At 75.2% G+C, this 21,383-nt stretch carries 14 protein-coding genes, 1 rRNA gene and 1 pseudogene; 7 read left to right on the top strand and 9 right to left on the bottom strand.

What is annotated here, in order from left to right; genetic code table 11:
• Positions 1 to 92: 92 nt before the first annotated feature.
• Positions 93 to 209: ribosomal RNA gene (gene rrf / locus RZ50_RS19610) — 5S ribosomal RNA — on the top strand.
• A 257-nt stretch (positions 210 to 466) separates the two neighbouring features.
• Here rrf and RZ50_RS19605 read toward each other — a convergent pair.
• The 5 genes from RZ50_RS19605 to RZ50_RS19585 form a co-directional block, all read right to left on the bottom strand.
• Positions 467 to 1,039: a TetR/AcrR family transcriptional regulator gene (locus RZ50_RS19605; RefSeq protein ID WP_196949034.1), complete on the bottom strand. Its 573-nt coding sequence runs from the start codon at positions 1,037 to 1,039 to the stop codon at positions 467 to 469.
• A gap of 164 nt (positions 1,040 to 1,203) precedes the next feature.
• Positions 1,204 to 2,814: a benzoylformate decarboxylase gene (mdlC, locus tag RZ50_RS19600; protein ID WP_196949033.1), complete on the bottom strand. Its 1,611-nt coding sequence runs from the start codon at positions 2,812 to 2,814 to the stop codon at positions 1,204 to 1,206.
• A gap of 72 nt (positions 2,815 to 2,886) precedes the next feature.
• Positions 2,887 to 3,768 (bottom strand): alpha/beta hydrolase, encoded by an 882-nt coding sequence (locus RZ50_RS19595; protein ID WP_308271888.1) that lies wholly within the window; start codon positions 3,766 to 3,768, stop codon positions 2,887 to 2,889.
• Positions 3,769 to 3,818: 50 nt separating this feature from the next.
• A complete protein-coding gene (locus RZ50_RS19590; RefSeq protein WP_196949036.1) occupies positions 3,819 to 4,973 on the bottom strand; it encodes a glycosyltransferase family 1 protein in 1,155 nt (384 codons plus the stop codon).
• 62 nt (positions 4,974 to 5,035) lie between these two features.
• On the bottom strand, positions 5,036 to 6,133 hold the full coding sequence (locus tag RZ50_RS19585) for an acyl-CoA desaturase (RefSeq protein WP_196949032.1): 1,098 nt from the start codon (positions 6,131 to 6,133) through the stop codon (positions 5,036 to 5,038).
• 574 nt (positions 6,134 to 6,707) lie between these two features.
• Here RZ50_RS19585 and RZ50_RS19580 point away from each other — a divergent pair.
• The 4 genes from RZ50_RS19580 (at position 6,708) to RZ50_RS29930 (ending at position 15,129) form a co-directional block, all read left to right on the top strand.
• Complete coding sequence (locus RZ50_RS19580; protein WP_196949031.1) at positions 6,708 to 7,655, top strand: trypsin-like peptidase domain-containing protein; 948 nt, start codon at positions 6,708 to 6,710, stop codon at positions 7,653 to 7,655.
• A gap of 4 nt (positions 7,656 to 7,659) precedes the next feature.
• Positions 7,660 to 9,186 carry a hypothetical protein gene (locus RZ50_RS19575; protein ID WP_196949030.1) on the top strand — a complete coding sequence of 509 codons (1,527 nt, stop codon included), beginning with the start codon at positions 7,660 to 7,662 and terminating at the stop codon, positions 9,184 to 9,186.
• Positions 9,187 to 9,271: 85 nt separating this feature from the next.
• Positions 9,272 to 10,273 carry a MoxR family ATPase gene (locus RZ50_RS19570; protein ID WP_196949029.1) on the top strand — a complete coding sequence of 334 codons (1,002 nt, stop codon included), beginning with the start codon at positions 9,272 to 9,274 and terminating at the stop codon, positions 10,271 to 10,273.
• Between the two features lie 11 nt (positions 10,274 to 10,284).
• The gene (locus RZ50_RS29930) at positions 10,285 to 15,129 is read left to right on the top strand and encodes an SAV_2336 N-terminal domain-related protein (RefSeq protein WP_217680668.1); all 4,845 of its coding nucleotides are present in this window, start codon (positions 10,285 to 10,287) and stop codon (positions 15,127 to 15,129) included.
• Positions 15,130 to 15,239: 110 nt separating this feature from the next.
• On the opposite strand, the pseudogene RZ50_RS29330 reads toward RZ50_RS29930, so the two are convergent.
• From RZ50_RS29330 to RZ50_RS19555, 3 genes and pseudogenes are all read right to left on the bottom strand, one after another.
• A pseudogene (locus RZ50_RS29330) lies at positions 15,240 to 15,884 on the bottom strand (FAD:protein FMN transferase); the annotation flags it as partial.
• Between the two features lie 30 nt (positions 15,885 to 15,914).
• On the bottom strand, positions 15,915 to 16,439 hold the full coding sequence (locus RZ50_RS19560) for an FMN-binding protein (protein ID WP_196952213.1): 525 nt from the start codon (positions 16,437 to 16,439) through the stop codon (positions 15,915 to 15,917).
• A 39-nt stretch (positions 16,440 to 16,478) separates the two neighbouring features.
• Entirely contained in the window at positions 16,479 to 17,855 is a 1,377-nt protein-coding gene (locus tag RZ50_RS19555; RefSeq protein ID WP_196952214.1) for a ferredoxin reductase family protein, read from the bottom strand.
• A 230-nt stretch (positions 17,856 to 18,085) separates the two neighbouring features.
• Here RZ50_RS19555 and RZ50_RS19550 point away from each other — a divergent pair, with 230 nt between their 5' ends.
• Both RZ50_RS19550 and RZ50_RS19545 read left to right on the top strand, forming a co-directional pair.
• Positions 18,086 to 18,802, top strand: a complete 717-nt coding sequence (locus RZ50_RS19550) for a response regulator transcription factor (RefSeq protein ID WP_196952215.1) — start codon at positions 18,086 to 18,088, stop codon at positions 18,800 to 18,802.
• Between the two features lie 71 nt (positions 18,803 to 18,873).
• The gene (locus tag RZ50_RS19545; protein ID WP_196952237.1) at positions 18,874 to 20,328 is read left to right on the top strand and encodes a cell wall metabolism sensor histidine kinase WalK; all 1,455 of its coding nucleotides are present in this window, start codon (positions 18,874 to 18,876) and stop codon (positions 20,326 to 20,328) included.
• On the opposite strand, the gene RZ50_RS19540 is transcribed toward RZ50_RS19545, so the two are convergent.
• The gene (locus tag RZ50_RS19540; RefSeq protein ID WP_196952216.1) at positions 20,303 to 21,325 is read right to left on the bottom strand and encodes a GlxA family transcriptional regulator; all 1,023 of its coding nucleotides are present in this window, start codon (positions 21,323 to 21,325) and stop codon (positions 20,303 to 20,305) included. The two genes, RZ50_RS19545 and RZ50_RS19540, sit on opposite strands and share 26 nt — an antisense overlap.
• Positions 21,326 to 21,383 lie beyond the last annotated feature (58 nt).

Here is a 21,383-nt window from a genome sequence, read left to right as displayed (position 1 = left end):
GCTTGTCCTCAGTTGCTCGCGTCCACTGTGTTGTTCTGAAACAACGACCCCGACCCTGACCTGGGTTGGTGCGGTTGACAGTTTCATAGTGTTTCGGTGGTCATAGCGTGAGGGAAACGCCCGGTTACATTCCGAACCCGGAAGCTAAGCCTCACAGCGCCGATGGTACTGCAGGGGGGACCCTGTGGGAGAGTAGGACGCCGCCGAACAATTATTCAGAAGAGCCCTCATCCGGGAAACCGGATGGGGGCTCTTCGCGTTTACCGGCCGGCGACGGCGGAGGCGAAATCCGGCTGGACTCCCATTTGGGCGAGCATGACGCTGACGCCGACGTAGCAGTTGAATTCCTTGATCTTCCCGTCCTCGACGTACCAGAAGTCGGCGGTCGGGATGCTGAGCCGGGCGCCGGTCGGCTGGATGGTGCCGGCGGGCGTTTCGAAGGGGCCGGTGAAGGTGCCCTCGATCGTCAGCTCATGGGCGGGTAGCCGTGGAACGCCCCCGCCACCACGGGGAGCAGGCGCCGCTCGATCTGCTCGGCGGACTCGGTGGCCAGCTCTGTGCCGATCGGCGCCAGGGCGAGCCAGTTCAGCAGGCCGGCCGCGCACCGGGTGCGGAAGGTCAGCTCCCCGGCATCGACGGCGGGAAGGTTCGCGGTCAGCACGCGCACGGCGTCCCGGCGGGTCTGCTCGAACTTGCCGGCCAGTCGCTCCCACCCCTGCGGGGGCTCGATCCCGGCGCGGGCCACGATCCGTATCACCTCCAGCTCTCGCCCTCCGGCGGCCAGGGCACGAACCATCGGCCGGGCGAACGCGGCCGCCAGTTCTTCGAGCGTGGAGGTGTGGTCCAGGGAGCCGAGCGCCTGGATCTGCGCGTCCAGGTACTGCTCCAGCGCGTGCTCGATCGCGGAGTCGCACAGCGCCTTCAGTGAGCCGAAGTGGTAGCTCACCGCGGCGACGTTGGCCCCCGCGCGATCGGTGATCTCGCGGAGCGTCACCCCGGCCTGGCCGCGCTGGGCCAGCAGTTCCAGGGCGGCCGCCATCAGGCCGTCCCTGGTCCTCTGGCCGGCCTCTCGGCGTAGATCCGTCTTCTGTTCCCGTGCCACAACCCGGACTCAAGCAGCCGCTTGAGTTCATTGTCAAGCGGCTGCTTGAGTTCATCGGGCTCATGGGAGGGAACGGAGCCACCCGGTCCCGGCCCCGCCTCCTACAGCATCGCCTTCTGCGGTTGGGTGGGGACGACGATGACGGTGGTGGTGCCGGCGTCCAGGGCCGCCTTGAACTCGCGCTCCAGGTCCTCGGTGGTCTCCACGTCGACGGCGTGGCAGCCGAAGCCGCGCGCCACGGAGGCGATGTCGAGCCCGGGCAGGTCGAGTCCGGGGACGCCCGGGGTCTCCTCCAGCACCGCGAACGACTTGAGGATCGAGTACTCGTGGTTGCGCATGACCACGTAGACGACGGGGAGCTCGTGCCGGGCCGCCGTGTAGAGGGCCTGCACGGAGTACTGGAAGGAGCCGTCGCCGATCAGGCCGACCACGGTTCGTCGCACTCCCCGTTCCCGGTCGGCCAGTGCGACGCCGACGGCCGCCGGGGTGCCCCAGCCGATGCCGCCGCTCGCCGTGGCGAAGAACGATCCGGACCGGGTGGTGGGGAGCCATTCGAGCTGTTGGGCCATCGTCGAGGTCGACTCGTTGACGATGACCGCGTCCGCCGGGCGGACCCGGCTCAGGGTGGCGTAGACCTCGGGCGGGGTGAGCGGGCTGTTCGGGGCGGGCGGCAGCACGCGGGGCCGGGGCATCGGGTCGGGTGCCGTCCGGGCGGATCCGTCCTCGACCAGGTCCAGCAGCAGCTCGATCGCGAGCCCGGGATCGCCGAGCAGGCTGTCGCCCACCCGCGCCGCTGCCGCGACCCGGGGATTGCCGGTGATCTGTAGCAGCCCGGTGCCCGCGGGGAGGTAGTCGCCGGGGACGTAGGGGTAGTAGCGGAACACCTCCGCGCCGATCACGGCCACCAGGTCGTGCCCGGCCAGCCGGTCGCCGATGGTCCTCACCGACAGGCCCAGCGGGCCGCCGAACAGCGGGTGGTCCTCGGGGAAGGAGGCACGGTCGAGGAGCGGGGCGCCGTAGACGGCCGCGCGCAGCTTCTCCGCGAGGGCGACGGCCCCGTCCCAGCCGCCGCCGCGGTCGACCTCGGGTCCGAAGACGAGCGCGGGCCGGCGGCTGGCGGAGAGGCGCTCGGCGAAGGCGCGCAGCCGCCGGGGGTCGGGCGCCGTCCGGGTGCTGACCGTCCGCACCCGGGTGAAGCCGGACAGGGGCCGCTTCCAGTCGTCCATGGGGATCGACAGGTAGACCGGCCCGGCCGGCGGCTGGAGCGCCTCGGCGTAGGCGCGCATGAAGGCCTCGGGGACGTCTTCGGCGCGGGCCGGTTCGTAGGACCACTTCACCCACGGTCTCGGCAGTTCGACGGCGTCCCGGTTGGCGAGGTACGGATCCCCGGGCACCAGCTCGCGGTGCTGCTGGCCGGAGGTGACGATCAGGGGCGTGTTGCCGTGGTAGGCCGCGACCAGGTTGCCGACCGCGTTGCCCAGGCCGGCCGAGGAGTGCACGTTGACCAGCGCGGGGCGGCCGGCGACCTGGGCGAACGCGTCGGCCATCGCGATGACGGAGGCCTCCTGGAGCGCCAGGACGTAGGTGAAGTCCTCGGGGAAGTCCTGGAGGAAGGGCTGCTCGGTGGAGCCGGGGTTGCCGAAGACGGTGGTGAGTCCGAGCGTGCGCAGCAGGTCGTAGGTCACGCTGCGGACGGTGGATCGTTCAGCCATGTGTCCGACACAAGCACCGGTCGCGGACGCCCCGCAACCGGACGGCGGGGGCGGCCGGAATCCTCGTCGTGGTCAGGTGGCGCGCGTCGGTGGTGTGCGGCGGGCGTCGGTGATCAGGGCGCGGATGGCGGCGGCGACGGGGGCGGGGCGTTCCTGCATGGCGGCGTGGCCGACGCCGGGGAGGGTGAGGAGGCGGGCGTCCCGGAAGGCCGCGTAGGCGCGGTGCGCGGTGCGGAAGGGGACGAGGCGGTCCTTGCGTCCGTAGACCAGCAGGGTCGGGACGGTGATCCGGTGCGCCTGGTGCCAGGCCGAGGACGGACCCTGTCGCAGATGGGAGCGGACCACCGCGCGTACGCCCTCGGCCAACATCCCGGGGGCGTGGGGGAGTTCGGCCCGGCGTGAGCGTTCGCGGGCCTCCACCGCCCGTTGTTCGGCACCGATGAGGGCGGGGTCCGCGTAGACGAGGCCGTAGAGGTCGTCGAGCTGGCGGTCGGGGCTCCGGGCGGAGAGGAGCCGGGCGTACAGGCGTGGGGCGCCGGGCAGGGCGAGCAGTGACACCCGGAGCGCCTGGGGCGGGGGGAGGGCCGGCAGGACGGGGGAGACGAGGGTCAGGGTGGCGACCAACTCCGGTCGGCGGTCGGCGAGATGGAGGGCGGTCAGGCCGCCCAGCGAGTTGCCGACCAGGTGGACACGGCGGTGCCCGGTGCGGTCGAGGTGGTCGGCGACGGCCGCGGCCAGGCGCTCGACGGTGACGACGCCGTCGGGCGGGGGTTCCGACCTCCCGAAGCCCGGCAGGTCGAGGGCCAGGCAGTGCACCGAGGCCCGCAGGAGGTCGATCAGCGCGGCCCAGTTGTGGGTCCATCCGCCCAGTCCGTGCAGGAACACGGCGGTGTCGGCGGCGGGGGTGCTACTGGCTGCGTGGACGGCGGCGAGAGGGGTGCGGGAGCGGTGCACGGTGGTCGGGTCCTCCGGTGGGGGCGGATGGTTGCGGTCGTCCGGCCGGCTCACCGCCGTGGGGGACGGGCGGTCTCCGCGATGGCGAGCCGGTAGTGCCCGATCAGCCGGTCGCCGACCGCCTCCCAGCCGCGCTCGGCCACGGCGGCGCGGCCCGCCCGCCCGAACCCGGCCCTCAGCTCGCCGTCGCGGGCGAGCCGTTCCACCGCGACCCGGAACCCGTCCCCCTCGCCGGGCGGAACGAGGAAGCCGGTCCGCCTCGGCCGGACGAGGTCCAGCGGACCGCCGACCGCCGGGGCGACCACCGGCAGGCCGCTGGCCATGGCCTCCTGGATGGTCTGGCCGAAGGTCTCGAACGGTCCGGGGTGCGCGAAGACGTCGAACGAGGCGTAGAGCCGGGCGAGTTCGTGGCCGGTGCGCCGGCCCAGGAAGAGCGCGCCCGGCAGGGCGGCCTCCAGCGCGGCGCGGCACGGGCCGTCGCCGACGACCACCAGCCGGACGCCCGGCAGCCGGGACACCTGCGCCAGTCGGTCGACCTGCTTCTCGGCCGCCAGGCGCCCGACGTAGCCGACCAGGACCTCCCCGTGCGGGCCGAGCCGACGGCGCAGGCCCTCGTCGCGGTGGCGCGGGTGGAACCGCTCGCGGTCCACCCCGCGCGGCCACAGGTGGAGCCGGGGCACGCCCTGGGCCGCCAGTGCGCGGAGCGAGGCCCGGGAGGGCGCCAGCGTCCGCGCGGCCGTGGAGTGGATGCGCCGGAGGATCCGCCAGGCCATCCGGGCCCCGGCCGCTCCGGCCACCGGCAGGTAGGTCCGGGCGTAGGCCGCCAGGTCGGTCTGGAACACCGCCACGACCGGAGCTCCGGCCCGCCGGGCCGCCGCCGCTCCGGCGGCCCCGAGGGCGAACGGCCCGGCCAGGTGGACGACGTCGGGACGGTACCGGGCGACGGCCTCGGCCGGTTGCCGCCCGGGGAGCGCGATCCGCACCTCCGGGTAGCCGGGCAGCGGTACGGACGGGACCCGGAGCACCCCGTAGGAGTACGTGCGCTCGGTCGCGCCGCCCGGGTGCCGGAGGCCGGGCGGGGCCGACGGCGCGACCACGAGCACGGAGTGGCCGCGGGCGACGAGGTGCTCGGCCGTTCGGAGCACGCTGTGGGCGACGCCGTTGAGCTGCGGTGCGAAGGACTCGGCGAAGACCAGGACGCGCAGTCGGCCGGAGCCCGGTTCCAGGAGGTCCGCGGCGCGCGCCGCCGTTCCGGGCGGGTGCCGGCTCACCGGGCGGCCTCGGCTTCCGGCCCGGACCCGGCCCCGGGTCCGGACCGCGCCCCGCTCCCGGCCGGGCCCGCCTCGACGGAGCGGCCGACCGCCCGCAGATCGCGCAGGATCTCCCGGAACGAGTCGGCGAGGCCTGCCTCGCAGTACTCGACGCCGATCTCCGCGCAGTAGGCGCGGACGATGCGCGCCGCCGGGCGCAGGGCCACCACCGGCATGCCCGGGAACAGGTGGTGCTCGATCTGGTGGCCGAGGCCGCCGAACACGAAGTGGACGAACCGTCCGGCGCGGAGGTTGCGGGAGGGCAGCACCTGCCGCCGGAGGTAGTCCGGGTGTCCCGGCTCCGGGCCGGTCATCGGCATGCCCTTGTGGTTGGGCGCGAAGATGCAGCCCAGGTACACGCCGAGGAGGGAGCCGCAGACCGCGACGAACGCGAGGGCCTGGACCGGGGTGAGGACGGTCAGCAACAGGCCCGCCACCAAGGCGTAGTGGAGCGCGGCGAGGCCCCGCTCCAGCAGCGGGTGGCGGACCGAACCCCTGGCGAGCGTCAGCCCGGTCGCGACGACCAGGCCGAGGGCCTGGAGGGAGAGCAGCGGGAAGAACAGCTCCGCCTGGTACCTGGCGACCGCCCTCCTCAACCCCCGTGTGCGGAGGGCCTGTTCGGCGGTCCGGACGAACAGGATGGAGTCGGCGGCCGGGTCCCGCCCCTCCCGGTTCGGGTGCGCGTGGTGCCGGTTGTGGTCGCTGACCCACCACCCGTAGCTCATGCCGACCACCAGGTTCCCCAGGAGGATGCCCGCCAGGTCGGTCGCCCGCCGCCCGGAGAACACCGCGTGGTGCGCGACATCGTGCCCGAGCAGCGCCAACTGGCCCAGCACGAAGGCGAACAGGGGCGCGAGGCCGAGCTGCCACCAGCTCGCGCCGCGCCCGGCGAACCACACGAGGAGCAGCGCCAGGGCGGCCAGCAGGGCGCCGGCCCGGCACGCGTAGTACAGCGGGCGCTTCCGGAGGAGCCCGGCCTCCCTGACACGTCGGCGCAGCTCGGCGAAGTCGTCGCTCCGGGCGGCTCCGGCGGTCGGAGTGTCCTGACGGGGCATGCCACCATCCCGGTCTCGGGTCGGTCCGGTCGGTCGTGGCCGCCGCGCCGCGTGGCCCCGGGCCGAGGTGGTCCCAGCCTTCCGTACCGGGCCCGCCGCTGTCCCGGGCCGGGTCCGTGTCGTCGCCGGGGACGCCACGATCGGGTGGCCGCGGGCCCGGGCCGCTCCGTCGGGGGTTCGAGGGCCGGTCGTGTGTGGGGTTGGGTCCGAGCCGGTGGACCCGAGGGCTCCCCTTCAGCCGGCGTGAGGACGCCGGGTGAAGGGGAGCCCTTTTCTCGTCACTGCCGGGGCCGCCGACCAGGGCCCGGTGGGGCCCGGGCAGGTCGGGGAGCGTCCGGCCCCGCCCGGGGTGGGGCCATCCGTCCGAGTGCCGGTCGGTGGCGCGGTGGTCGGGGTATTGTGGCGCGCGGTTCGGCGGTTGCGGGTGGGAGGGGGACGGGGTGGCCGGGGGCACGGAGGCCGAGGCGATCAGGCCGAGGAGCGGCGGAAGCATACGGGCGGGGGCCGTCGGCGAGGTGAACTCCGGGGCGGCCGCGGACGGTGACGGCGCCGCGACCACCACCCCCGTCGCGGAGTGACCGGCCCGCACCTCGACCACGCCCGGTCCGAGGCGCTGCGCCGCTGCACCGTCCTGGTCGAGACCGCGAACGGGGTCCGGGCCAGCGGCTTCCTGGTGGCCCCCGGGCAGGTGGTCACCTGCGCCCGGGTGGTCCTGAACGGCGGCAAGACGGCCGAAGGGCTGGTCGTGCGCCACGAGTCGGGCACCTACCCGGTCGAGCCCGGCAACGTCCGGGCGGAGCCCGCCACGGCGGGGACCGGCCCGTTCGAGGCCTTCCCCGATCTCGCGCTGCTCACCGTCCCGGCGGCGGCCGGCACCGGCCACCCGGTCGCCCCGCTGGCGGGCGACGAGGCGGCGCCGGGGACACGGCTGACCGCCTTCGGGTACTCCGCCTACACCCCGACGCCCGGGGTTCACCCCGACACCCTGGCACTCCAAGTGGTCGGCCGATCAGGGGAGTTCATCCGGGTCGAGGGCGCGGCGGTGAAGCCGGGCTTCGGTGGCGGCATGCTGGTCGGGCCGGACGGACTGGTGTGCGGCGTGCTCAAGGGGAGCGGCGCCGACCGGCGGATCCGGGGCGGCTGGTACGTCCCGTTGGCGGCCCTGCGCGCCTTCCTCGGCCCTGAGGTGCCGGCGGAGCCGCCCGAACCGCCGCCGGACGACGCCGAGTTGGTGGACGCGCTGATGGCGATCCCGTACACCGCGCGCGCCGACAGCCGCTTCGACCTGCTCGATCGGATGGGTGAACTCCTGGGTCTGCCGCACTCCTTCGAGGCCGAGGAGCGCTCCGGCCGGCGCGACCACCTCTTCCGCATCGTGAGCCGCTGCCGGCACCACCGCGACGCGCCGGCGGCGCTGCGCGCGCTGTACACGGCGCTGGAGGAACTCGCCCCGTACGACGGGGCGTTGGAGCGGCTCAGGTCCGTCGTGGGCCGCGCCGCCGGGGGCTGGGGGAGCAGGTAGGGCCATGAGCACAGGGGCGTACGGCGGATGGCCGCCGCAGGCCGCCGGGCACGGGGAGGGCCCGGCGGCCTGGCCGGCCGCGGCCGAGGAACTGCTGGCCGAGATCCTCTTCACGTTCCAGCGGATGGTCCGGCAGGGCTTCCGGCTGGACGTCCTGGAGACGATGGGCCGCTCGCCGTCCTCCCCGGACTTCGCCCTGGACGTCAGGGAATGCCGCACCGCCCGCGAGCACGTCCGGGAGATCCTGCGGGCCGTCGCCCGCGCCCGCGATCCCCGGGCGGTGCTCGGCTCCCTCGGTGAGGCGCTCAGGGTCCACGACCCGCACGACGGCGCGCTGCCCTGGCTGGAGCTGGCCGTACTGGCCCTGACCGCCGAGACCGGCCTGCCCGCCGACGCCCTGCTGCGCGTCATCGGCCTGCTGCGGTCGCTGGCACCCCCGCCCGGCCCGCAGCGGCTGCTCGGCCACCTGCCCCAGGACGCCCCCGGCCGCCGGCTCCTCGCCCCCGGGGCGACCCTGCCGGAGATCCTGCGCCGACTGCTGGACCACCGCGGCGCCCCCGACGCCCGGCCCGCCCTCTCCTTCCTCGCCGCCCTGGCCGCCGATCCGGAGCTGGCCCCGAACCATCCCCAACTCGGCGAACTCCAAGCCCTGTTGAGCACCATCGAAGGCCCCCGCCCGGGGCCCCGGGTCGACGCCGCAGGCCGGCTCATCGTGCAGATCCGGTTGGACCCGGAGACACCGGAGCACATCGAGCGCAGCCGCTACCACCTCCGGGCCTCCTACTACCGGCAGCCCCTGGACGGCGGGCCGATCGAGCGCCTCAACGACCTGGTCGTCACCGCCTCGCTCGCCAAGGAGGACCTCATCACGGAGGGCAGCGCCCGGCTGGCCGGCTGGCAGGAACTGCTCTTCGCGATGCGCAGGACCAACCGCGGCCCGGTCCGGATCGAGTTCCTGCTGCCGGCCGCGCTGCTCGGCCACAGCGCCGAACTGTGGTCCCCGACCCCGCGCGGACACCGGCTCGGACTCCTGCACCCCGTCGTCGTCCGCTCCCTGGACCGCTACGCCAACCCGTGGCTCCAGACCGACGCCTGGTACGAACGGTGGGAACACCTCTTCGCCGAGACCATGGAGTGCGAGGCCGTCGACCGGATCGGCTGGCCGCCCCTGCTCCCCGAACGTGCCGCCGACCTGCCCGGCTGGCTCGACGGCCGGCCCACCGTGGCCTGCCTGGGCCTCGACACCCCGTACGACGACCTCGACCCCCGGGTGCGTGAGGCCGTGCTCGAAGCGATGGTCCTCGACGGAGTCCCGGCCATGCTCTGGCGCCGCGCCCCCGGAGAGCCCACCGAGGTGGTCGAGGCCCTGCGCAGGCACCGCCCGCGCTCCCTGGCGCAGCTGCCGGAGGCCGTCCACCGCCACCGCAAGGTGACCCGGGCCGAGCAGCAGCAGGACGGCATGACCCTGCTCTGGGACGACCCGAACTGTGTGGACCACGATCAGGACGCCCACTTTCCGGGGATGGTGTGACGCGTGGACGCGAACCACAGGAACGACGACGAGGACAAGGCGGTAGCGGTGCCCGAGAACTGGTGGATCTACCCGGGGCACCGGCGTGCCCCACGAGGGCATCGGCGACCTCCCGCCCGCCCCGGCCTGGCGCACCTTCGGCGACTGGACCGGGAACGGCGAGGAACTGCCGCCGCCCCCGGCCGAGGAGACCACCGGGCCGACCGCCCGCCGGCTCGGCCGCACCCGGCAGGCCACCGCCTACCAGGCCGACGAACGCGAGATCCACCTCGTCAACCTCGCCCTGCACCTGCGCCGCCCGCTGCTGATCACCGGCAAGCCCGGCGTCGGAAAGTCCACCCTCGCCTACGCGGTCGCGCACGAGCTGGGCCTCGGCCCCGTCCTGCGCTGGCCGGTCAGCAGCCGCTCCGCCCTGCGCGACGGCCTCTACACCTACGACGCCATCGGCCGCCTCCACGAGGCCGGCCTCAGCGCCCCGCAGGACGGCGGCGAGCGGCAGCCGCCCGCGATCGGCCGGTTCCTGCGCCTCGGCCCGCTCGGCACCGCGCTGCTGCCCTGGCGCACGCCCCGGGTCGTCCTCATCGACGAGATCGACAAGAGCGACATCGACCTGCCCAACGACCTGCTGAACGTCTTCGAGGAGGGCGAGTTCGAGATCCCCGAGCTGCAGCGCCTCGGACCGGGCCCGCAGGAGGTCGCCACCGCCGACCCCGGCTCGACGACCGTCGTGCGCGGCGGCCAGGTGCGCTGCGCCGACTTCCCGCTGGTCGTCCTCACCAGCAACGGCGAACGCGAGTTCCCCTCGGCCCTGCTGCGCCGCTGCGTCCGGCTGGAGATCCAGCCGCCCACCGAGGACCGGCTGGCCGCGATGGTGGCCGCCCACCTGGGCTCCGACGAGTCGGCGGACGGCCTCCAACGCGCCGAGCTCATCACCGAGTTCCTGCGCCGCCAACGCGAGGACGGCGCCGAACTCGCCAACGACCAGCTGCTCAACGCCCTGCTCATGGCCGAGCGCGGCCTGTGGGGCAGCCGACCCGGGCGCGGCGTCATCCACGACGTCCTGCTGCGCCCGCTCAACGAGAGCTGAGGCGAAGGCCGGTGGGCGACTTCGAACCGCACGCGGACGAGGCGCGGTCCGTGCTCCGGGCGGCGCTGGCGGCGCTGGTCGCGCCCGTGGACGGCGAACCGCGGCCGCAGGACCTCGCGGACGCCCTGTGGATCTCCCGGCTCGCCGGCCTCGCGCCCGTACCCGCCGCCGACCCGGCGCCGCCCGCCTCCGCTCCGCATCCGACGGGGCCGGCGGGGCCGGCGGGGCCGGGGGAATCCGCGGAAGCGCCGGGGCGGCCGGGCGATGAGCCGTCCCCGCCCGCCGACGCCCGCCCGGAACCCGACGCCGAGCCGGACGGCCCGGACGACCGGCCCGATCCCGAGGACGACCCCGGGCCCGATCCCAAGGTCGAACTGCACTCCCGCCGCAGTCTCTCCGCCGGCGGAGGCCCGGGCGCCGAGGTCGTCCAGGTCACCCGGCCCGCCGCGCTGCCCGGCGCCCTGGCCATCGCCCGCGCCCTGCGGCCGCTGCGCCGACCGCTGCGCCACCGCGCCGGCGGCCTCCGGCAGTTGCGCCTCGACGAGGAGGCGACGGCCGCCGCCACCGCCGAGGCCGGCGTCCTGCTGCCGGTCTGGCAGCGGGCCCGGCCCAGGTACTCGGTCGACCTGCTGGTGGACACCGGCGCCACCATGGCCGTCTGGCACGACCTGGCCGGGGAGCTCGCCACCCTGCTGGAACGCCACGGCGCCTTCGCCGAGGTGCGCACCTGGTCGCTGGACACCGACCGGACGGTCCCGCACCTGACCGTGTTCCGGCGCCGCCGCCGCAGCGCCGCACCGCCGCCCGCCGCCTCCGGGCGCGGCTGGTCCCGTCCGCTCGCCGACCCGCACGGCCGCCGCATCCTGTTCGTCCTCACCGACGGGGTCGGCCCCGCCTGGCACGGCGAGGAACTGGCCGCCTTCCTCGCCCGGACCGCCGCCACCGGCCCCACCGCCGCCCTCCAGGTCCTGCCCCGGCGTCTCTGGCACCGCACCGCCCTGCGCCCCGCCCCCGTCGAGGGCCGCGCCGCCACCCACAACCGGCCGGCCCCCGTCTTCCGCACCGAGGCCGCTCTGCCCGGCATCCCGCGCGGAGCGGCGGGCGCGGCCGCCCGGGCGGAGGTGCGCTGGCTGCCGGTGATGGAGATCGACGCCGACTGGCTCGCCCCCTGGGCCGACCTCGCCGCAGGCCGCTCGTCCGGCTGGACGCCCATGCTCGCGACGCCCCTGACCGGCGTGCCCCGCGCGCAGCGCCCGCGCCGCACGGCGGCGGGCCCGATCGCGCCCGCCGAGCGGGTCGCCGCCTTCCGGGCCGGCAGTTCCCCGAACGCCTACCGGCTCGCCTGCCACCTGGCGGCGGCGCCGTTGAGCCTGCCGGTGATGCGGCTGGTCCAGCGGGCCACGGTGCCGGACTCGGGGCAGCGGGAGCTGGCGGAGCTGTTCCTGTCCGGGCTGCTGGAGGTCCGGGACGCCTCGGCCGACCCCGACGAGACGGTGTACGAATTCGTCGACGGCGTCCGGGAGGAACTGCTCGCCGAGTTGACGCGCAGCGAGTCGGTGCGGGTCCTGGAGCAGGTTCTCGCCAAGGTCTCCGGCCGGGTCGCGGCCACCTTCGGCGGGACGCTCGACTTCCGCGCCCTGGCGGCGGGCGCCGGATCGTCGGGCCACCGCCTGCCGGAGCGCAGCCGCCCCTTCGCGGAGGTCGCGGCCGCGGTGCTGGCCGGGGCGGGCGGCCAACACGCCTCGATCGCACGGACGTTGGGCTGGGCGACGGGCCGGCCGGTGATCCGCCGGGAGCTGCTCACACCGGCGCCGCGCATCGTCACCCCGCCGGACCCGCCGCACATGATCGGGCGGAGGGGTGAACTCGCCTGGCTCACCCGGGAGTGCGAGCGCGGTCTCGCCGGGGAGGGCCTGCCGCAGCCCAGGGCGGCGGTGGTCGTGTCCGCCCCGGGCCTGGGCCGGCGCCGCCTCGTCCAGGAGTACGTTCAGCGCCACGGCGAGCGCCACTCCTTCGTGCACTGGCTCGACGGATGGAGCTCCGAATCGCTGCAGGCCGGTCTGGACCGACTGCGGGCCGCGCTCAGCCCGGACGGCCGCTCGGCGGACGTACCGCTGAGCACGCTGGTCGCCGACCATCCGGGCTGGCTGATCGTCGTGGACGATCTGAGGACGGGCATCCGTACCCGGTCCGGGAGCGACTCCTCCGACCTCTTCGGTCTGGCCGCCGCGGGGCGGGGCTGCCTGATCGTCACCGCCGACTCGTTCGACTCGCTGCCCGTCCCGGGTTCGGCCAGATACGTCACCCTGCGCCGGTTCACCGAGGCCGAGCTGCGCGGAGAGATCCGCGCCAGGCTCGGAGAGGACTACGCGCGGATCGAGAACTCGGAGGAGCTCCAGCAGCTGCTCGACGAGATGCCCAAGCGCCCGGACGAGTTGGCGGCCTGGGACCTCGACGAGAGGCTGGCCGAGCTGACCGCACCCGGCGGAGGCGGCGCGGAGCAGGCCGGCTCCATCCAGAGCGTCGCGAGCTTCCGGCTCTCCTCCCCGGCCCTGGCGATGGCGGCGGTGCCGAGCGCCGAGGGGCCCAACGAACTGGCCGTCTACGGTGTGGACGGCCGGGTCCGCTTCCTCAACGCCCTGTACGGGCTGGAGTTGGCGCCCCCGCTGCGCCTCGACGCCGGTCCCGCGGTCGTCGCCATGGCCGCCCTCGGCCACCACAGTCCGCGATCCGTCATCTGCACCGTGGACGCCGACCGGCACCTCGCCTTCTGGGACGGTACGGACGGCTCCCTCATCAGGCACCACGGGAGGCTCCCGTGGCAGCCGGTGGCGATGGCCACGCACACCCACTCGGACGGTCGGGTGTACGTCCTGATCACCGACGCCGACCGCCACGTGCAACTGTGGGACGCGGACGCGGGAGTTCCGGTCGCCTACCTGAGGCGCTTCGACGGGCACCAGCTCCTGACGGTCACCTCGGTCCCGCAGGCCGACGGCCCGTCGGTCCTGCTCGGCTTCGACAGGCAGGGGCTGGTCCGCCGGTGGGCCCCGGGCGAGCTCTTCGACTCCGGCCCCAGCATCGCCGAACACCTCGACCACCTCCGGACGAAGGCGATCGTCGGCATCACCGGCGACGAACACCGCCTGGTCGTCGCCACCGTCGGAGACCGCGAGGAGCAGGTCCAGCTCTGGCGGCTGTCCGGCAGCCGGCGCAGCGAGGTCCAGCGCCGGCTCATCGCCTGGCACTTCCGCCGGATCGTGCCGCTCGGCCAGGGCGCCGCCGGCACGATCTGGCGCGGCCGGGACGAACGGGACGGCTCGGCCGTGGTGATCAAGTCCTTCGACCGGGCCGGGCTGCGCACCGGCGCCTGGCAGCCGGAACCGTTCATGGACCGCGTCCGCAGGCTCCAGGCACTCGAACACCCGGGCATCGCCGCCTTCCTGGCCGGCGCCGTCGATGACGAACAGCTCCACCTGGTACTGGAGTTCGTCGACGGGCCGAACCTCAGGAGCGTGCTGGCCAGGAGGCGTTTCTCCGTACACAACGCCGCGATGCTGGGCCAGGCCGTGGCGGAGGCGCTCGACTACCTCCACGGCCAGGGCGTCGTGCACGGCGAGGTCAAGTCCTCCAACATCCTCGTCCGCCCGGACGGTGGCCCGGCGCTCTGCGACTTCGGCTTCGACGAAGCGTCGCAACACACCGACGACCTCCACGCCCTGGGCCGCCTGCTCTACGAGATGCTGGCGGACACACGGCCGCCGAACGAGCGGACGCTGCCCCCTCCGAGCGCGTTCAGGCCGGGCGTGCCGGCGGCCCTGGACGAACTCGTCCTCGAACTGCTGCGGGAGGAACCGGGCCTGCGGCCGTCGGCGGCCGAGGTCGCCCGGAGGATCTCCGCCTCGGGAGCCCCGGGACGGCCCGCACTCCCGCCGGACTCGGACGGCACGCCCCCCGAACCCGCCCGGCGTCGTCTGCGGTTCTCGCTGCTCGGCCCGCTGCGCGCCTGGTGGGACGAGGGATCGCCGGGCCTCGGGTCGCTGCGCGCCTGGTGGGAGGACGAGTCGTCGGGCCTCGGCCCGTTGCGGGCCTGGTGGGACGAGGAACCGGTGAACCTCGGCTCGCCCAAGCAACAGGCGGTCCTCGCGGCTCTGCTCCTGCACGCCCCGGCGCCGGTGTCCAACGACAGCCTGGTCAACGCGGTCTGGGGTGACCAGCCACCGCCGCAGGCCGTCGCGGCGGTGCGCACCTACGTCGCCCGACTCCGCAAGGCCCTGGGCGACAGGTCCCACCCACGTGGAACGGCCGAGCTCCTCCGGTCGGTGGGTGACGGCTACGCGATGAGGGTGGCCCCGGGGGCGCTGGACGCGTCCGTCTTCGATTCCTGGATCGCCTCGGCGGCGGCGGCGGAGGCGGCCGGCGACCTCCGTGCGGCGCACGACGCGCTGCGGTCCGCGCTCGAACTCTGGCAGGGCCGCGCGCTGGAGGGTGTGCCGGGGCCGTACGCCTCCTGGGAGCGCACCCGCCTGGCCGAGAAGCGCATGACCGCGCTGGAGGACCGGTACGCCGCGGCCCTGGGGCTCGATCGGCACGAGGAGGTCGTGGAGGAGCTCCGCCTGCTGGTCACCGAGCATCCGGTGCGCGAGCGGCTGTACGCCCTGCTGATGCTGGCCCTGTACCGCTGCGGTCGTCGGGCGGACGCGCTCGACGTCTACCGGCGGCTCCAGGCGCTGCGGCTCCGGGAGTTCGACGAGGAGCCGTCCCCGGCACTGGCCTCGCTGCACGGGCGGATCCTGGCCGACGACGGCGTGCTGAGGGCGCCCGGAAGCGTCAAGGCACTGCTGAGCGGGCCCTGACCCCACGACGCCGCGAGCTGCCAGTCGGCCGGTCCCGAGGGCGGGAGGTGCCCGGGCAGGCCGGGTGTCCAGCGCTTCGTCCCGTCCGGCAGCACGGCGAGCGCCTCGATGCCGGGCCGGCGGGCGGCCCAGGCCAGCGCCCGGTCGGGGCCCATCGCGAACGCGGCGGTGGCCCAGGCGTCGGTGCGGGCGATGCCGGTGCCCGGGGCGCCGACCAGGGTGAGCGAGAGCAGGCCGTCCGCCGGGCGGCCGGTGTGCGGATCGAGGATGTGCGCGCCGCGCTCGGCGGTGCCGGAGGTGGCCACCGCGAGGTCCCCGCCGCTCAGCACGGCGGTGAGCCGGCCGGGCTGCCGGGGGTCGGCGACGCCGATCCGCCACGGCCCGCCGGAGGTCTGCACGTCCCCGCCGCCGCTGACGCAGTACTGCCGGGCACCGGAGGCGCGCAGCAGTCCGGCCGCCTCCTCGACGGCCCAGCCCTTGACCCAGCCGCTGGGGTCGAGCCGCCCGCCGGGCCGCTCGGTGAAGTGGCCGTCGGTCTCCGCCGCGACCTCCCGGCACGCGGCGAGCACCGTCCGGACCTCCGGATCGCAGTCCGCCAGGGCCAGTTCACCCCGCCCGAGGCGGCTGATGTCGCTCTCCGGCCGGTAGGTCGAGAACACCGCGTCGATCCGGTGCAGCCGCTCGACGATCCGCCGCAGCGCCGGTTCGGTGCCCGGTCCCGGGTCACGGACGGCGAAGGAGAAGACGGTGCCCATCACCGGTTCGGCGTGCCGCAGCACCGCGCCTCAGCCCTTCGCCCGGTCGAGGGCGCTCTGCAGCGAGCGGACGTAGCCGTCGCTGGTGTAGGTCGCGCCGCTGACCGCGTCGATCTGGGCGCTCTGCGCGGAGATCGCCTCCTGGTTGAGGACGGGCAGGGCGTTGCCGTTGATCTCGCGGTCCCGGCGGTCCTCGGTGGGGTACTTGACGACGTCGACGGCGGTGATCCGGCTCCCGGCGAGGGTGACCTGCACCTGCACCGGCCCGTAGCGGGTGTTCACGGTGTCCCCGCTGACCTTCCGGGTGGCTCCGCCGGAGGCGGGGACCGGGGCGGCGGACGGCGAGGACACGGTACCGGTGGCGCCGCCGGCTCCGGAGCCGGAAGCGGTGCCGGACCCCGGGCCGGTGGCGGCGGAGGCGGACCCGGAGTCCGAGCCGGCTCCGGCCCCCGAGCTGATCATCGGCGCGTTCCCGGCGCTCTGGTGCGGTTTGAGGGAGAGCAGCAGCACCACCCCGGCGGCGGTGGCGGCACTGGTGACGACGGCTCGACGCATGGCAGGACAACTCCTCGAAGGTCAGCGACGGGTGGGGGCTCAGAAGACGAAGGACTCGTGGTGGATGCGCCCCGGCCGCACCCCCGCGGCCCGCAGCGCGCGCAGGGCCTCCTCGGCCATCGCCTCCGGCCCGCACAGGTACACCTCGTGCCCGGCCAGGTCCGGCACGATCCGGGCCAGCGCCACCCCCAGGTCCCCGACCTGCTGCCGCGAGCCGAGCAACTCGTGCACCACCGCGCCGCGCCGCCGGGCGACGTCGGCCAGCTCGGCCCGGAACAGCACGTCCTCGGCGTGCCGCGCCCGCTGGACCAGCGTGACCTCGCCCGGCAGGGTCTCGAACAGCGCCCGCAGCGGAGTGATCCCCACCCCCGCCCCGAGCAGCAGCACCTTGCGCCTCCGCTGCCGGCGCCCGGTGAACGCCCCGTACGGCCCCTCGGCCCGCACCCGCGTCCCGGGGCGCAGCCCGGCCACCGCGGCGCTGTGCCCGCCGAGGTCCTTGACGGTGAACCGCAGGAACTCCGGGTGCGGCGGCGCGGACAGCGAGTACGGGTTGGCGGCCCAGCGCAGTGCGGGCGTCTGGAACTGCAGGCGGAAGAACTGGCCGGGCTCGGCCCGGAGCTCGTCCAGCCGCCGCCCGGTGAGGAACAGCGACACCACCCCGGGCCCTTCGGGCCGCACCTCGGCCACGCGCAGCCCGTGCCGGCGGTCCAGCAGCCACGGCCGCAGCAGCCGGTACCAGCCGAGCAGCGCCGCCGTCCCGAAGTAGAGCGCGTACCAGGCGGCCCGGCCGGGCCCGCCGCCGAGGTCGGCGCCGGTGACCAGCTGGTGGGCGAAGGCCAGCGCCACCGCGAGGTAGGTCGCCAGGTGCAGGTAGTACCAGGTTTCGTAGGAGTAGCGGCGCCGCGCGGCCCGGGCGGAGACCACGCCGGTGCCGAGCATCAGCAGGGTGCCGAGGGCGGCCTTGAGCATCTCGGGGTAGTGGAAGACGATCTCCACGCCCTCGCCGACCAGCCAGCGGTGGTCGGTCAGCGCGTAGCCCCAGACGACGGTGAGCACGTGCACCGAGACCAGGGCGACCATCCATCGCCCGCCGAAGGCGTGCCAGCGCGCCAGCCGGTCGGCGCCGACGCCGCGCTCCACGGCGGGCAGCCGGGCCATCAGCAGGAGCAGCACCGGCGCCGCGTACCCGGCGAGCAGGCCGGTGATCCGCCCGGCGTTGGTCAGCCAGCCGGCCCCGCCGACCACGGCGGACGTGCCGGCCCACCACAGTCCGAGCACGCCGAGCGCCCCGGCGGCGATCAGGCCGAGCGCGGCGCGCGGTGGCAGGGCGAGCGGCGGGCGTGCCGCCGCCCGGTGCCGGGGACCGGCGGACACCGGCGGATTGCGCCGCGCCCTCGGCGCGGTGGCGGTCGTCATCGGGGAACCTCCTCACTCCCGGCGGCGGCGCGTGCCGCCCGGGCGGGTTCACCGTCGCACCGCGAGCTCTGAGTTACCTCTGAACCGGGGCGCCCCGGCACCCGGCGGAACCGGTATCCGGGCAGGTGGGAGCTGGTACGGGCGTCCACGAACCGCCGTAGATGATCTCAGGGGTTTCTCATCGCGGCCGGAGAGGATGGGCACCGCGAACGAGTACCGAGGAGCCCCCCATGCACGACACCGCAGACTGCCCGCAGTGGCGCGTCCTGGTCGTCGACGACGAACCGGACCTGGTGGAGGTGGTCTGCGGCGCCGTCCGCTACGAGGGCTGGCAGTCGCGCGGCGCGACCACCGGCCTGGAGGCGGTGCGGGAGGCGGCGGCCTGGCGCCCGCACGCCGTGGTGCTCGACGTCATGCTGCCCGACCTCGACGGACTGGAGGTGCTGCGCCGCATCCACGCCGAGCAGCCCGAGGTGCGGGTGCTCTTCCTCACCGCCCGGGACGCCGTCGAGGAGCGCATCGCCGGCATCGCGGCGGGCGGCGACGACTACGTCACCAAGCCGTACAGCCTGGCCGAGGTGGTGGCCCGGCTGCGCGGGCTGCTGCGCCGGGCCGCCCCGCCCGCCGGGCCGGGCGTCCCGCCCCCGCACGCGCTGGTCCTCGGCGACCTGGTGCTCGACGAGCGGGCCCGCGAGCTGACCCGCGGCGGCGAGGTCATCGAGCTCAGCCCGACCGAGTACGCGCTGCTCGCCCACCTGATGCACCACCCCCGGCAGGTGCTCAGCAAGGCGCAGATCCTGGACGCGGTCTGGTCGTACGACTTCGGCGGGCAGGCGCACATCGTGGAGCTGTACATCAGCTACCTGCGCAAGAAGGTCGACGCGGGCCGCAGCCCGATGATCCACACCGTGCGCGGCGCGGGGTACCTGATCAAGGCCGCGTCGTGAGGAGCCCCGCGGCCCTCGTCCGTCGGCTGCTGCGCCGCACCCCGCTGCGCCGCACCATTCGCCCCCGCACCGTGCGCTCCCGTACCCTGCTGCCCCGCACCCTGCGGGCCCGGCTGATCGCCGGCCTGCTGGTGCTGCTGGTGGCCACCTGCACCGCCGTCGGTTTCGCCACCACCGCCGCACTGCGCCACTTCCTGGTCGGCCGGCTCGACCAGCAGCTCGCCGAGGCCGGCGGCCGCTACGCCGAGAGCCTGGAGCACACCGGCCAGGGCATGGGCCCCGACACCCGGGCCCAGACCCCCGGCACCCTGGGCGTACGACTGCTCGACGGCAGGGTCACCGCCGCGGGCGTGGTCGACGGGGACGCCGACGACGTCAACAGCCCCGACGACGAGGACGACCGGGTCTCCTTCCAGCCCGCCCGGCAGCACGCGCTCGCCGCCCTGCCGGTCGGCGGCCCCGCCCGCAGCCTCGACCTCGGCGGGACGCTGGGCCGCTACCGGGTCCGCGCGGTGGCCGGGCGGGACGGCGACGTGCTGGTCAGCGGGCTGCCGCTGCGCCCGGCGGAGGAGACCGTGGACCGGCTGGAGACCCTGGAGCTGACCGTCTTCGCGATCGTCGTCGCCGTGGCCGGCGCCGCCGGGGTGGTCTGGGTCGGCTGGTCGCTGCGCCCGCTGCGGCGGGTGGTCGGCATGGCCGAGCGGGTGAGCGCCCTGCCGCTGGCCAGCGGCGCCGTGCTGCTGGCCGAACGGGTGCCGGACGACGACCCGCGCACCGAGGTGGGCCGGGTCGGCGCGGCGCTCAACCGGATGCTCGGCCACGTCGGCGACGCGCTCGCCCGCCGGCACGCCGTGGAGGAGCGGCTGCGCGCCTTCGCCGCCGACGCCAGCCACGAGCTGCGCACCCCGGTCGCGGCGGTACGCGGCCACGCCGAGCTGGCGCTGCGCCATCCCGGGCCGGTGCCCGGGCCGGTGCGGCACTCGCTGGAGCGGATCGACGCCGAGGCGGTGCGGATGGGCGCGATCGTGGAGGACCTGCTGCTGCTCGCCCGCCTGGACGCCGGACGACCGCTGGCCGAGGAGGAGGTGGACCTCACCCGGATCGCGCTCAACGCCGTCGCCGACGCCCGGGCCGCCGGGCCGGACCACCGCTGGCGGCTGGCCCTGCCCGAGGAGCCGGTGCTGGTGCGCGGGGACGGCCACCGGCTGTGCCAGGTGGTGTCCAACCTGCTGGCCAACGCCCGCACCCACACCCCGCCTGGCACCGGGATCGAGCTGCGCCTCGAACACGTGGGGGAGCGGGTCGAGTTGAGCGTCGTCGACGACGGGCCGGGGATCGCGCCGGAGCTGCTGGAGCGGGTCTTCGAACGGTTCGTCCGGGGCGACCGCGCCCGCTCGCGCGCCACCGGCTCCACCGGGCTGGGCCTGGCCATCGTCCGGGCCGTGGTCCAGGCGCACGGCGGCACGGTCGAGGCGGTCAGCCGGCCCGGCCGTACGGTGTTCACGGTACGGCTGCCGGGAGCGTGAACTCCCTTGCCGGGCCGGTGCGGAAGCGCTGCCGGTAGTCGGTGGGCGTGGTGTCCAGGCGGCGACGGAAGGCGCGCACCAGGGTGTCCGTGGTGCCGAACCCGCAGGCGGTGGCGACGCGTTCGAGCGTCTCGTCGGTGGACTCCAGGCGCTGGCGGGCGAGTTCGACCCGTGCGGACTCGACGTAGGCGCTCGGGGTGGTGCCCAGTTCGGTCTTGAAGATCCGGGTCAACTGCCGTTCGCTGACGTGGGCGTGGGCGGCGAGGTCCGGGACGGTCAGCCGCCCGGAGAGGTTGCGCAGGATGTGGTGGCGCAGCTCCTCGATCCTGCGGGTGGCCGAGACCGGCTCCATCGGAACGCTGAACTGGCTCTGGCCGCTGGGGCGTTTGAGGTACATCACCAGCTGCCGGGCGACCCGCAGGGTGAGCTCCTCGCCGAAGTCCTCGGCGACCAGGGCGAGTGAGAGATCCAGGCAGGCGCTTATGCCCGCGCCGGTCCACACCTCGCCCTCGCGAATGAAGATCGGGTCGGCGTCGACCTCCACCTCCGGGTACTCGGCGGCGAGTTGGGCGGCGGTCGACCAGTGCGTGGTGGCCCGCTTGCCGTCCAGCAGCCCGGCGGCGGCCAGCAGGTGCGCGCCGACGCAGACGGAGGCGACCCGGCGCGAGCGGGCGGCCAGCCGGCGGACCTGCTCGACCACGGCAGGGTCGGCGACCGCCCGGACCCTGCGGTCGTCGTCGAACTCGACCGAGCCGGGCACCAGCAGGGTGTCGATGGCGCCGGCGGCGGCCTGTTCGAAGGTCAGATCGGGCAGGATCCGCACGCCCGCGGCGGTGGTGACGGGCTCCGGGCCCGCGGCGGCCAGCACCACCCGGTAGCCGGCCGCGTCGCCGACCTCCCGCCGGGCCAGCGAGAACACCTCCGGCGGCCCGGTGACATCGAGCAGGTCGACGCCCTCGAACAGCAGGATGACGATCAGACGTTGCACCGGTTCCACGAACGCGTCCCCCTCGATGTCGGAATCTGCATGTTAGACGGCATTGCCGCCATGCGGG

Origin of the sequence: Kitasatospora sp. SUK 42, from assembly GCF_015776785.2 — a bacterium.
In the GTDB taxonomy this organism is placed as follows: Bacteria; Actinomycetota; Actinomycetes; order Streptomycetales; family Streptomycetaceae; genus Kitasatospora.
Note: the sequence above shows the minus strand (reverse complement) of the source record. Positions and strands in the feature narration are given on the sequence as shown.

What these genes read in the sequence shown, in the direction of transcription:
- RZ50_RS19605 (WP_196949034.1), bottom strand. Translation starts at nt 1,039, where the DNA reads ATGGCGGCCGCCCTGGAACTGCTGGCCCAGCGCGGCCAGGCCGGGGTG.
- mdlC (WP_196949033.1), bottom strand. Translation starts at nt 2,814, where the DNA reads ATGGCTGAACGATCCACCGTCCGCAGCGTGACCTACGACCTGCTGCGC.
- RZ50_RS19585 (WP_196949032.1), bottom strand. Translation starts at nt 6,133, where the DNA reads ATGCCCCGTCAGGACACTCCGACCGCCGGAGCCGCCCGGAGCGACGAC.
- RZ50_RS19575 (WP_196949030.1), top strand. Translation starts at nt 7,660, where the DNA reads ATGAGCACAGGGGCGTACGGCGGATGGCCGCCGCAGGCCGCCGGGCAC.
- RZ50_RS19560 (WP_196952213.1), bottom strand. Translation starts at nt 16,439, where the DNA reads ATGCGTCGAGCCGTCGTCACCAGTGCCGCCACCGCCGCCGGGGTGGTG.
- RZ50_RS19555 (WP_196952214.1), bottom strand. Translation starts at nt 17,855, where the DNA reads ATGACGACCGCCACCGCGCCGAGGGCGCGGCGCAATCCGCCGGTGTCC.
- RZ50_RS19550 (WP_196952215.1), top strand. Translation starts at nt 18,086, where the DNA reads ATGCACGACACCGCAGACTGCCCGCAGTGGCGCGTCCTGGTCGTCGAC.